Source organism: Anaerocolumna aminovalerica (assembly GCF_900115365.1).
Classification (GTDB): domain Bacteria; phylum Bacillota; class Clostridia; order Lachnospirales; family Lachnospiraceae; genus Anaerocolumna; species Anaerocolumna aminovalerica.
Window position 1 is genome coordinate 212200 of the sequence record NZ_FOWD01000001.1, and the last position, 12780, is coordinate 224979.

Genomic DNA, 12780 nt, shown 5'->3' on the forward strand with positions numbered 1-12780 from the left:
AATATGTACAGGAAAACTAAAAGTTTTCAACTATCTATGCTTATGGGTTTTTTGTATAATATGCATATAAGGTCAATTAACTAGCTAGCAGTTATTGATTTTAGGAAAGGGAGGTTGGAAATTGGGTTCACGAAATACAAATGTACAGAAAGGAAAATTTCTAAATCGGCTGAAAGCAAATAAAGAACTGTTGATCTTAAGCATACCGGGAGGTATATGGTTTCTTCTGTTTGCTTATTTACCTTTATTTGGTGTGGTCATTGCATTTAAGAAGTTTCGCTTTTCTGGTAGTTTTTTGACTAGTCTGATAAAAAGTGAATTTGTTGGATTTGATAATTTTAAATTTTTGTTTAGCAGCGGAGATGCATGGATTATTGTCAGAAACACAGTTTTATATAATGTTGTTTTTATCATTTTAGGTATTGTGCTTCCTGTCATAGTTGCACTGCTGTTAAATGAGATTCATAACAAGGGAATGGCTAAGATTTATCAAAGTTCGCTGTTTCTACCTTATTTCCTTTCTTGGGTAGTAGTAAGTTATTGCTTATTTGCTTTTTTAAATCCGGAAAAAGGCTATTTTAATACGGTTTTGCAGCATTTTGGAGCTGACCCGGTTTCCTGGTACAGCGAGAAGAAATATTGGCCCTTTATTATTATATTTATGAGCCAGTGGAAGGGAATCGGATATAATACAGTGGTATATCTGGCTTCCATATGTGGAATCGACAGAACTTATTATGAAGCTGCGGTACTTGATGGAGCATCCAAATGGCAGCAGGTAAAATACATAACTATGCCGATGCTGAAACCGGTTATTACAATTTTATTGATTATGTCAGTAGGCGGAATTTTTAGAGCGGATTTTGGATTGTTTTACCATCTTCCAAAAGACAACGGACCATTATATCCGGTGACAAATGTATTGGATACTTATATATACAGGGCGCTAAAGACCAATGGTGAAATCGGAATGAGTTCGGCAGCAGCATTGTTTCAGTCTACGGTAGGATTTGTTATGATTATGTTTGCCAATAAAATAGTCTCAAAAGTTGACAGCGACAATGCATTGTTTTAGGAAGGGGATAAGGAAATGCACAAAAAAGGAAAGACGGTTGTTTCAGAAAAAGAAATAGCGAAACGTGAAAAAAAACAATCGAAGTTCAATAGAATTAAGAAGCCTGCCAATTTCTTGTTTAACGTGATTTTAGGAATCTTATCTCTGCTTAGTATTATTCCGTTCTTATTTGTTATTATTATTTCATTTACAGATGAAAATGTACTGGTTAAAAATGGTTATCGTTTTATCCCTGAGAAAGTCAGTTTATATGCCTACGAGTACATAGTAAAAGCAGGGGAGAACATTATACGAAGCTATGGTGTCACAATATTAGTTACAGTAGTAGGTACCTGCCTTGGATTATTTCTAATCGGTACTTACGCCTATGCACTATCAAGAAGGACCTATGCATTTCGGAAGTTTTTCACGAAGGTAATAACCATTCCAATGTTGTTTAGCGGTGGTATGATTGCCAATTATTTAATTATGACAAAAGTTCTCATGCTGAAGGAAAGTGTTTGGGCTTTGATACTTCCCCTTGCAATGAACTCCTTTAATGTTATTGTTTTACGTACCTTTTTTAAAACAAGTATACCGGATGCAGTAGTTGAATCGGCTAAAATAGACGGTGCATCTGAGTGGCGTTTGTTTTTTCAGATTGTAGTACCTATGGCTTTGCCTGGACTTGCTACAATTGGTTTGTTTTTAACATTAGGGTACTGGAACGACTGGTTTAATGCAATGATGTACATTGATAGTAAAAAGTGGGTACCATTGCAGTATCTGCTTATCCAGATTGAGAGTTCCATTGACTGGCTGGCAAGCAATAAGTCAATGATGGGAGTAGATGGTGTTGTAATTGCGCTTAATTTGCCAAAAGAAACTATAAAGATGGCAATTGTTACTATATCCACATTGCCGATTATTTTTGCTTATCCGTTTTTCCAAAGATATTTTGTAAATGGCCTGACAGTTGGAGCGGTTAAGGAGTAATGAAAGGAATAGAATTAGATTATATACGGTATGCATGGAGGAGAAGGTTGGAAGAAAATAAAACAAAGAAAGGATGCCACAAACCATTCTTTCAACTTGATTTTTGTGGCAATATCACATAAGTACTACATAGTAAACAGATGTGATATGCAATGGGTGGAAAAATGAAACTTAAGAAGATGGTTATGTTAGGATTGGTTGCTGCTATGACAGTTGGCAGTTTATCTGCTTGTAAAGCTAAGGAAACAGCAACAAGTAAAAACGATAATGAAGTAGTTGAACTGACCTGGTATCAGATTGGGGATCGTCAAAAAGATGCAGATATGGTTATTGAGGAAGTAAATAAGTATACGGCGGAAAAAATAGGGGTTAAGCTTAATGTGATCAATGTTGGATGGGGTGATTATAATCAGAAGATGCAGGTTGTAATCAATACCGGAGATAAATGGGATTTATGTTTTACCTGTTCTTGGGCAAATGATTATCTTCAGAATTCGCAAAAAGGTGCTTTTCTTGAATTAGATGACTTGCTTAAAAAAGAGGGCAAGGAAATGTATGATATAATCGATCAACGCTTTTGGAATGCAGCAAAAGTAGGCGGAGTAACCTATGCAGTTCCAAGTGAAAAAGAAATTGGCAGCTGCCCGATGTGAGTATTTACAAAAGAGTATGTTGATAAATATAATATTCCTTATCAGGATATTCATAATCTTGAAGATTTAGAGCCATGGCTTCAGTTAATTAAGGAAAAAGAACCTGACGTTGTACCTTTTTATCTCACAAAGGATTATTCTGCTCCTACTTATATGGATAAGATTCAGGATCCTGTTGGTATCGAATATGAAGATGATACTTTAACAGTAAAGAATGTTTTTGAGACAGAAAAGATGAAATCTACTTTACAAACAATGAGAAAATATTATTTAGCAGGTTATATTAACAGAGATGCAGCAACAGCATCAGATGATAAGTCTGTGAAAAGGTTTGTAACAAAAGGCGACGGTCAGCCATATGCAGAACTTATCTGGGGAAAAGATTTAGGATATGAAGTAGTAACATCACCAATCATGGATACACAAGTTACAAACGTATCTGCACGTGGAGCAATGACTGCTATTAATAAGAATTCCGAACATCCGGAAAAAGCAATGGCCCTATTAAACCTGATCAACACCGATGAATATTTAAGAAACCTATTAAATTACGGTATTGAAGGTGTTCATTATGAAAAAGAGAATGCTACTGATGAAGAAGTTGAGGCATGTAAAGGTAAAGATTATATTTATGATGTAAAACTTAAATATAATGAAGAAAAGAGAAAAGATTATTCTGTTCCTTACTGGGTACAAGGTGGTTTATTTAACACTTATGTAATGGTAAACGAACCTTTGGATAAATGGGCTGTTTTTAAAGAGTTTAATGATGCTTCAAAAGAAGCACCTTCCTTTGGATTTGACTTCAATTTAGATCCTGTAAGTACACAGGTAGCAGGATTTAGAAATGTATTGGATGAGTTTGGTAAGTCCTTATATACCGGAAGTGTTGACCCTGATGAATATCTGCCCCAGCTTAACAAGAAGTTAGAAGCTACAGGTATCCAGGATGTTATTGATGAAATGCAAAGACAGATTGATGAGTGGAAGAAAACCAAATAAATAACTTAAGAGGGGCTGTTGCAATGCAATTGCAGCACCCCTTTTAAAAACTAAGGACCAAGAATATAGGAGGGCTGTATTTATGTTACATCAAAACTTAAATTCAAACTGGAAAATGAGAAAAGCAGGAGAACTTCAGTGGAGCCCTGCTATAGTTCCCGGCAGCGTGTATACGGATTTATTAAGAAACGGAAGTATGGATGATCCATTTTGGAAAGATAATGAAAATGCTGCATTGGAATTAATGGAATATGATTATGAATATGAGAGTAGATTTGATGCCGGGGCAGCTTTTTTTGAGATGGATAAAGTTTTTCTTTGTTTTGAAGGTATTGACACTATAGCGGATATATATCTTAACGGGAAGAGTATAGGAAATACCTATAATATGCATCGCATATGGAGATTTGATGTAACCGGGAAATTACAGGATACAGGAAATATACTTAAGGTAATATTGCATTCACCAACCCAATATATACAAGAGGCTTTTAAAAAATGCAGGACACTTGGCTCTGAAGATGCAATGGATGGTTTTGTACATATCAGGAAGGCTCACTGTATGTTTGGATGGGATTGGGGCGCACACCTGCCTGATGCAGGAATTTTCAGGGAAGTTTCCCTGCTGGGAATTGAAAAAGCAAGGATTGAAAGTGTGTATATAAAACAGGAGCATAAGAGAGATACCGTTATACTTAATTTTGAACCGGAGATAGAATACTGTAAGATGTATGATAAGGTCCATTATGAATACAAAGTTGAGGTTGAAAATCCATTAGGGGTAACTGCTGTTTATAAGGGCTCACCGGATAAAATCACAATTACAGATCCAATGCTTTGGTGGCCAAATGGTTATGGAAAACAGTATCTTTATAATATAAAGTTCACTTTATATGCAGATGAAAAAGAAATAAGTACATGGGAAAGAACCATTGGTCTGCGAACTATGACAATGAAAATTGAAAAGGATCAATGGGGAGAAAGCTTTGCCCATGAGGTAAATGGAATTACCATCTTTGCAATGGGTGCAGATTATATTCCGGAAGACCATTTAATCGGGCGTACAACAAAAGAACGTACCAGACGCCTTCTTGAAGATGCTAAACATGCAAACTTTAATGCGGTTCGTGTATGGGGCGGAGGATATTATCCGGAAGATTGGTTCTTTGATCTATGCGATGAACTTGGGCTAATTGTTTGGCAGGATTTTATGTTTGCCTGTGCAGTTTATGAATTGACAAAAGATTTTAAAGCTAATATCAGACAGGAGTTTATCGACAATATTAAAAGAATACGTCATCATGCCTCTCTAGGATTATGGTGCGGAAATAATGAAATGGAACAGTTTGTAGGTGAGAATCATCACTGGGTAACAAAGCATTCAGAAGTCCGTGATTATTTAATCATGTACGAAGAACTGATTCCGGACATTTTAAGTGAGCATGACCCCCAGACATTTTACTGGCCTGCAAGTCCCTCTTCGGGAGGTTCCTTTGATAAGCCAAATGATCCTGACCGGGGAGATGTGCATTACTGGGAAGTATGGCATGGAAACAAGCCTTTTTCTGAATACCGGCAATATTTCTTCAGGTATGCATCTGAATTTGGATTTCAGTCTTTTCCCTGTAAGAAGACCATTGAGACATTTACGGATGATCCTGCGGATCACAATATATTCTCTTATATTATGGAAAAACATCAGAGGAATTATGGTGCAAACGGGAAGATTATGAATTATCTGCAACAGACGTATCTTTATCCTACAAGCTTTGATATATTCCTCTATGCTTCACAATTATTACAGGCTGAGGCAATCCGCTATGGAGTGGAGCATTTCAGGAGGAACCGGGGCCGTTGCATGGGAGCTATTTATTGGCAGTTAAACGACTGCTGGCCGGTTATTTCATGGTCCTCCATTGACTATACAGGAAGATGGAAGGCTTTGCATTATTATGCAAAACGCTTTTTTGCACCTCTAATGCTCAGTTGTCAGGAAGAGGGTATGATGTCCCAGAAGGCAGATATGAACCGTGAACATTTTGAATTTGAAAAATCCATCTGGCTTAGTGTGGCAAATGAAAGCCGTAAGGATGAGAATTTAAAAGTTCATTTTGCTGTGAGAAATGTTGATGCAGAAATAATATATGAGGAGATCAGTGAAGTATTTGTACCTGCCTTATCCAGCATATGGTTAGATAAAAAAATGCTTCCTGATATTGATATCTTCAATGAATATGTAAGTTATTCTCTTTATTCAAATGAAAATATGGTTTCCGACGGTACCGTTATATTTTCATATCCAAAATATTTTAAATATAAGGATCCAAAGTTAAGCTATTCTGTGTCAGGTAATGAAATTATTATAAAGGCACAGGCTTATGCAAAGAGTGTGGAGGTTCAAAATGATGCAGAAGATCTTGTTTTATCTGATAATTATTTTGATATGAATGCAGGAGAAAAGCGTCTGACTGTTTTACGTGGTAATGTAACCGATCTTCGTTTACGCAGTGTTTTTGATATTAAGTAATAAAAGTTAAGAAAAGAGCTGAATATTTATATTTTCGGCTCTTTTTCTGTATTAAACTTGCCTAAAGGTTGAAGTGTACATCAAGTTTAACCACCTTATTAGTATAAGGTGATTGAAGAATGCTTATACAATTCGCCTGTTCTTTTTGTCGTATATTGCAACGGTTACAATTGAAACAAGAACAAGCACAGCATTTGCGGTAATTGTTCCCGCCCAAGTCATAGGCAGAATACTAAAGGTGGAGCTTGCCGCATTAAACATGGTGTGGGATAATACGCACATAAACACAGTGCCTTTACCTGATATTTTGTAGATTGCCCCGTAGAAAAACCGAAACGCAATGAGTTGAACTGCAAACATCCAAAAGTCAATGAGGCCCTCATAGTGAACCGTACCTGGAATAAAGAAGAGAGGGATATGCCATAAAATCCAAATGATGCCGGCAGAAACGGAAGATAAAACAAAACCATATTTCTTGTAAAGCCCAGGCTGTAAAATGTATGTCCATCCAGCTTCCTCCAAACCACCGATAATAAGATTGCCAGGCAGGGAAAGGAAGAACATATAAAATGGTAGTGCCATTTCGTTGGGGCCTGAAACTGCAAGATGTATCAAAAAATACAGTGCAAGTCCTGCAACAACGAACAAATAAAGAGATATGTTATTTTTGACGTAAAAAACAGTTTTCAACCATTCCTTAAGATCTGCTATTTTGTTATTTTTCTTCAGAACGATATATGAAGCAATAGCGGGGGACAAAATATAGATTGTAAAAGGAATATTCATCCCTAAGTTCTGTAATGATTCTTGAACCGAAGAGTGAACCGAAAATCCCAATTGCCCAAGAGCAATCAAAGCCCCTGACATAAGATAGGCTATGAAAAATGTCACCATCGTAAAATGTACTATGATTTTTTTGTCTGTCATGATTTCTTCACCTCACGTTTTGAAGTATACATTATTTCTACATTCGCCATATATACTACCATTGTGAACATACAATAAATCCATTTTACCACATAAATCCAGCCATGTCACTTGCGTTTTCTCTTCCCATTCTGCCTGTTCTAGAAAAGCAGCAGCAATTACTCTGTACGGCTACCCTTACTGCCCATAGACCGTTAGCCTGTGTAATCCTCTTGTAAACTGTACTTTAACTAAATTTAAATATCATTACATACAATAAAATGATGAGTGCAAATTATAAAGTTATATATTATAATTATTAGGAAAATAATGTCCGGAGTTCATGATATAGGCACAGAACGGATAAACTATTCCAGGGTAACGAGATAATCTGCATATAAGATTCGCCTTACTGATTTAAAGCCAGTAAGGCGTATTTTTTATGTGTAAATTAATTTATAAATTCATCCGTAGACAAGTGCTGTAGGAACGCTTAATAGTAATTTTCAAAGGAATAATTATTACAAATTAACAAAAACTATCATGAAATTACAGATTTTCAGTATAAATTAGTCATAATGGGAAACATTGTTTCATAATGGTGTATAAAAATTGACTATAAAATTTCAGGATAGTATACTCAACTTATGAATGGAGTAAAAACAATGAAAAGTGTACTAGTACGTTTACAGGAATATTCAGGTCATGCTAGTGGAGCTGAAAAAGGTGTGATTCATTTTCTATTAAAAAATTCGGAAAAAGGTGTAAATCTTAATATACACCAACTTGCGGAAACAACTTATACATCATCTTCTACAATCATAAGATTATGTCGTAAGCTAGGTTTTCAAGGGTATAAAGACTTTCATAAATCACTAATTTATGAAATGGCTTTACGAAAAGCTACCAGTCGTGAAAAGGGAAAAGAAATTAGTAGAGAAGATTCCCTGGAAACTATTGTGGACAAAGTAACTTATAAGAATATTGCCTCTCTGGAGAATACCAGAAAATTAATAGATACTAATATATTACAGGACTGTGTTGACTTAATATACAGTGCCAACACAATATGTCTATTTGGAATGGGGTCATCCCTTTTAGTTGCAAAGGATGCTTATCTTAAATTCTTAAGAATGAACAAGCCTTGCTTAATCAATGAAGATTGGCATGCTCAGTTGCTTCAGGCAAGAAACATTAAGAAAGAAGATGTAGCCATTGTAATCAGTTATTCTGGCTTAACTGAAGAAGTGTTAAAATGTGCTTCTACCGTAAAACAAAAAGGAACACCAATCATTGCTATTACACGTTTTGAAGATTCACCTCTGTCCAGAATGGCAGATTATAATTTAAGTGTTGCTGCTACTGAATTCATATTTCGAAGCGGAGCAATGTCTTCAAGGATAGCACAACTAAATATTATTGATATACTTTATACGGGATTTTTAAATAAGCAATTTGAATCAAGTCTCGCACAGTTTGAGAATACACACATAGATAAGCCTAACAAAAGCACGACTCAAGATGAACATAATAAAAATTAGACTAAAATCAGAATCGAGGAGGAATGGCAGTTGCTAGATTTGACAAAACTGACAACAGAAACACGAAATGAAAAAACAATGAATTTAGATAGTATGACCCCATTAGAAATTGCAACCATAATGAATGAAGAAGATAATAAGGTAGTGGCTGCAGTCCATGAAGTATTACCCCAAGTTGCTACTGTAATTGAATGGTGTACGGATTCTTTAAGAAAAGGCGGCAGAATTATATACATGGGTGCAGGAACAAGTGGAAGGTTAGGTTTGTTAGATGCAGTGGAATGTCCACCAACCTTTGGAACCTCACCGGATACTGTAGTAGGATTGATTGCAGGTGGTAACGACGCATTCATTAAAGCGGTGGAAGGTGCTGAAGATAGCGAAACTCTTGGAAAAGAAGATCTGGTTACATTAAATCTTAATAGGAATGATGTTGTAATAGGAATAGCTGCCAGTGGGCGTACTCCTTACGTAATATCAGGATTAATATATGCAAGAGAGATTGGATGTAAAACAGCAGTATTGGCTTGTAATAAGAATTCAGAGGTGTCGAAATATTCAGACATTGCAATTGAACCAATACCAGGACCGGAAGTATTAACAGGTTCTACCCGTTTGAAATCAGGCACTGCACAGAAGATGATACTTAATATGATATCCACTGGAAGTATGGTTGGGATAGGAAAAGTCTATCAGAACTTAATGGTGGACGTTATGCAGACCAATGAGAAGTTAAACTCTCGTGCTGTAAATATTATTATTGCAGCTACAGGATGCAATCATGAACTAGCGAAGGATATGTTAGAAATGGCTGATGGAAGTGTTAAGTTAGCAATCACCATGATCTTGTTACAATGTACAAAAGACCAGGCGATTGAAAGATTAGACCACTCTAATGGACATATTCGTCATGCTTTAAAAGGCAGCAAATAGTTTATGAAAATCTTTCGAAAGTTGAAAGAAAAGCATCTCCACACTTGGAAGAACTCCAACATGAGAATACATTGGAATTCTCATATTGAACTTCTTCGTTTATTATTTTAGATGTGGCAAAGCGGCATCGGGTTTGAAAGTGAGATAATATTCACATAAAACATATTAGGAGGAGGAAATATATATGACAAATTTAGAATTAGCAAAAAAACTTGTTGAACTTGTTGGTGGTAAAGAAAATGTTGATAAAGCCACAAACTGTATGACAAGGCTACGTTTAACAGTTAAGAATGCCGACCTTGTAAAAGGAGAGGAAATCAAGAACACAGAGGGTGTTATGGGCTATATTGTGGATGGTAATTCTCTTCAGATTGTATTAGGGCCAGGTAAAGCCAAAAAAGTTGCTGATATTTGTACTGATGAATTAGGGCTTCCGAAGGTAAAAATGGTAACTGAAGATTGGAAAGAAAATAAGACTGCAATGAAGGATGTACAAAAGCAAAGTCCATTTAAAAAGGCAATTAGGACAATTGCAGACATTTTCATTCCATTAATTCCGGCGATTATTGCAGCAGGTCTGTTCAATGGTCTTGCCAGTTTAATCAGCACCCTGCAAGGTCAAGGAGTACTAAGTACAGAAGGATTCTGGCAGGTAGTACAGCTATTATTTGCTCTGATCGGCGGCGGATTCTTAGGTTACTTTGCAATTTATACCGGTATTAATTCTGCAAAACAGTTTGGTGCAACAGAAGCACTAGGCGGTATGATTGGTGCAATCTCTATCGGAAGTAATATTGTTGCCATATCTACAATATTTGGCCTGTACAATGAAGAAGTTCCGCTAAGTTCTATTCTTACAACAGGTAAAGGCGGTATTATAGGTGTTATCGTAGGAGTATGGATTCTATCAAAAGTAGAAAAATTTGTTAGAAAACATGTTCCAGATGTATTAGACTTAATTGTTACACCTTTTGTATCATTATTAATTACAGCAATCTTATTTATATTTATTATTATGCCATTAGCAGGTTTTGCATCAGATGGATTAGTAGCAGCACTTAGTGTAATTATTAATTCTTCTAACCCTGTTGTTAGTGTAATTAGCGGTTATATATTATCAGCAGTCTTTCTTCCAATGGTTTTACTTGGATTGCATCATGGATTAATACCAATCTATGCGATTCAATTAGAAACTTTAGGCGGTGTTACATTATTCCCTGTTTTAGCAATGGCAGGAGCTGGTCAGGTTGGTGCGTCATTAGCAATCTATCTAAAAGCAAAACGTATTGGAAACAAGCGTATACAAAAAGTAATTGCTGGTGCCCTTCCAGCAGGATTCCTTGGAGTAGGTGAGCCTTTAATCTACGGTGTAACTCTACCTATGTTTAAACCATTTATTACTGCAGGTCTAGGTGCAGGATTTGGTGGAGCATTTGTAATGTTAACACATGTTATGGCAAGTTCCTGGGGCCCATCCGGATTAGTAGCTATTCCAATTATGAAACCGGAAAGCATGCTTAACTTCTTCTTAGGCTTACTGATATCCTATATAGCAGGTTTTATAATAACTTACTTTGTAATTAAAGATAAGGAAGTTGCAAATGTTTAATACAATCGGATATTCTGTATATTTATCAACTTTTGAAGAACAAAAAGCAAAATTGGAGTCCATATTTAAAGAAGGTAATTATATTTTTACTTCCCTGCATATGAGTGAAGAATATGATACTACCTATATTCAAAGAGTCAAAGAGATGTGTTCTTTTTTAACCACCTGTGGATATAAGATAATTGCAGATGTCTCAAGAAATACTTTGAAAGTGTTTAAAACGGATTCCCTTATAGATTTAGCAAAGCTGTTAGGTATATCTATACTAAGAATTGATTACGGATTCTCAGAGGATGAAATATTTGAGTTGGCGAAAGAATTTCCTATATGTATTAATGCTTCAACGGTTAATTCTGATTTTATAGATACACTGGCATCACATTCCTTTAATGTATATGCAATGCATAATTTTTATCCAAGACCGGAAACAGGATTGGATATAGAACAATTTCAACTTAGAAATGATACATTGAAGAGTAAGGGATTTAAAGTTCTTGCATTCATTCCCGGAGATGAAGTTAAAAGAGGCCCGATACATGAAGGCTTACCGACGTTGGAGTCTCATAGAAATGCATCTCCCTACTCAGCATTTATTGATCTGTTATCCTATGGTGTTGATGGTATTTTTATTGGTGATGGATTAATCAGTCAATTTCAGGCGGATATGATATCACAGTATTTGGAATCTGATATTTATGCTATACCGGCGATATTTGAGGAAGAATATGAATATCTGTTTAATCAAGTATTTACCATAAGAGCAGATTCACCTCGCTGGTTGAAACGTTTACAGGAATCAAGAGAATATGCCTGCAAGGGAGCAGAGATTTTACCGGAACATTGCAGGGAAAGAATACCTGGCTCCATAACCATTGACAATTATCGCTACCAAAGATATTCCGGTGAGATTCAAATTATTGTAGAATCACTTCCGGCAGATGAGAGAGTAAATGTTATTGGTCAGGTGCCTAAAGAATATCATCTTTTGTTAAATCATATTGTGAATGGTTCTAAGATAAGATTTGTGAAACTTTAGAACTATAATTTAGTAGGACGCTTTGCCTGAAGTTTGTTGGAAATCAGAAAGTGCTCATTAAAGCTTTCATAATGACTCAATTTATATGTTCAAGGATAACAGGGTGTATATTATAAATTTTGCTACCTTACCCTGTCGGCCGGATTACGCAAAATTTATAATATACACCCTGTTATCCTAATTTAGTTTAAGAGAGTCATTACGAAAGCTCAATGAGTACTTTCTGAGTTTAATTTATGTTGTGAAGCAAAGCTGTTTATGAAATAATTTTAATTTTCATCAATCAAGTTCAAATATATTAATTATACTTAAGGAAATAAATTCTCTGTCAGACAATAACTATTATTCTTTCCATACAAAAGGTTCTCATCTCATATTATCTGTTTTAATACCTTTAAAAAATTCTATATCTATGTACATAAGTATTAAATATCTATTCAAAAAGAATTAAAAGCCTTTTCGAAACCTCCAAAGTTCAATTTATACATTGAGGTAAAGTTGTGTTTTGAAACTTATAACAATT

Annotated in this window: 10 protein-coding genes; 9 read left to right on the forward strand and 1 reads right to left on the reverse strand. The window is 35.5% G+C overall.

All coding sequences use genetic code 11. The features are described from left to right. The first annotated feature begins 121 nt into the window (after window positions 1–121). From BM183_RS00920 to BM183_RS00935, 5 genes are all read left to right on the forward strand, one after another. Window positions 122–1075 carry an ABC transporter permease gene (locus BM183_RS00920; protein WP_091683665.1) on the forward strand — a complete coding sequence of 318 codons (954 nt, stop codon included), beginning with the start codon at window positions 122–124 and terminating at the stop codon, window positions 1073–1075. A 15-nt stretch (window positions 1076–1090) separates the two neighbouring features. Continuing rightward, window positions 1091–2050, forward strand: coding sequence for a carbohydrate ABC transporter permease (locus BM183_RS00925; protein ID WP_091683667.1), 960 nt, complete (start codon window positions 1091–1093; stop codon window positions 2048–2050). A gap of 164 nt (window positions 2051–2214) precedes the next feature. Further along, the gene (locus BM183_RS21335) at window positions 2215–2703 is read left to right on the forward strand and encodes an ABC transporter substrate-binding protein (RefSeq protein ID WP_330392265.1); all 489 of its coding nucleotides are present in this window, start codon (window positions 2215–2217) and stop codon (window positions 2701–2703) included. Between the two features lie 153 nt (window positions 2704–2856). Continuing rightward, window positions 2857–3705, forward strand: coding sequence for an ABC transporter substrate-binding protein (locus BM183_RS21340; RefSeq protein WP_330392266.1), 849 nt, complete (start codon window positions 2857–2859; stop codon window positions 3703–3705). Window positions 3706–3787: 82 nt separating this feature from the next. Further along, entirely contained in the window at window positions 3788–6232 is a 2445-nt protein-coding gene (locus BM183_RS00935) for a beta-mannosidase (protein WP_091683669.1), read from the forward strand. 123 nt (window positions 6233–6355) lie between these two features. On the opposite strand, the gene BM183_RS00940 is transcribed toward BM183_RS00935, so the two are convergent. Next, entirely contained in the window at window positions 6356–7159 is an 804-nt protein-coding gene (locus tag BM183_RS00940; protein WP_091683671.1) for a CPBP family intramembrane glutamic endopeptidase, read from the reverse strand. 644 nt (window positions 7160–7803) lie between these two features. Between BM183_RS00940 and BM183_RS00945 the strand changes: the two genes are divergently transcribed. The 4 genes from BM183_RS00945 (at window position 7804) to BM183_RS00960 (ending at window position 12257) form a co-directional block, all read left to right on the forward strand. Continuing rightward, window positions 7804–8679: a MurR/RpiR family transcriptional regulator gene (locus tag BM183_RS00945; protein ID WP_091683673.1), complete on the forward strand. Its 876-nt coding sequence runs from the start codon at window positions 7804–7806 to the stop codon at window positions 8677–8679. Window positions 8680–8709: 30 nt separating this feature from the next. Then, window positions 8710–9612 carry an N-acetylmuramic acid 6-phosphate etherase gene (murQ, locus tag BM183_RS00950; RefSeq protein WP_091683675.1) on the forward strand — a complete coding sequence of 301 codons (903 nt, stop codon included), beginning with the start codon at window positions 8710–8712 and terminating at the stop codon, window positions 9610–9612. 184 nt (window positions 9613–9796) lie between these two features. After that, window positions 9797–11221, forward strand: coding sequence for a PTS transporter subunit EIIC (locus BM183_RS00955; RefSeq protein WP_091683678.1), 1425 nt, complete (start codon window positions 9797–9799; stop codon window positions 11219–11221). After that, the gene (locus BM183_RS00960; protein ID WP_091683680.1) at window positions 11214–12257 is read left to right on the forward strand and encodes a MupG family TIM beta-alpha barrel fold protein; all 1044 of its coding nucleotides are present in this window, start codon (window positions 11214–11216) and stop codon (window positions 12255–12257) included. Before BM183_RS00955 ends, BM183_RS00960 begins: the two co-directional genes overlap by 8 nt. Window positions 12258–12780: the final 523 nt, after the last annotated feature.

Bases quoted from the DNA above. Each gene is read 5' to 3' on its own strand.
- BM183_RS00935 (WP_091683669.1), top strand. From the start codon at position 3,788: ATGTTACATCAAAACTTAAATTCAAACTGGAAAATGAGAAAAGCAGGA.
- BM183_RS00940 (WP_091683671.1), bottom strand. From the start codon at position 7,159: ATGACAGACAAAAAAATCATAGTACATTTTACGATGGTGACATTTTTC.
- BM183_RS00925 (WP_091683667.1), top strand. From the start codon at position 1,091: ATGCACAAAAAAGGAAAGACGGTTGTTTCAGAAAAAGAAATAGCGAAA.
- BM183_RS00945 (WP_091683673.1), top strand. From the start codon at position 7,804: ATGAAAAGTGTACTAGTACGTTTACAGGAATATTCAGGTCATGCTAGT.
- BM183_RS00955 (WP_091683678.1), top strand. From the start codon at position 9,797: ATGACAAATTTAGAATTAGCAAAAAAACTTGTTGAACTTGTTGGTGGT.
- BM183_RS21335 (WP_330392265.1), top strand. From the start codon at position 2,215: ATGAAACTTAAGAAGATGGTTATGTTAGGATTGGTTGCTGCTATGACA.
- BM183_RS21340 (WP_330392266.1), top strand. From the start codon at position 2,857: ATGGATAAGATTCAGGATCCTGTTGGTATCGAATATGAAGATGATACT.
- BM183_RS00960 (WP_091683680.1), top strand. From the start codon at position 11,214: ATGTTTAATACAATCGGATATTCTGTATATTTATCAACTTTTGAAGAA.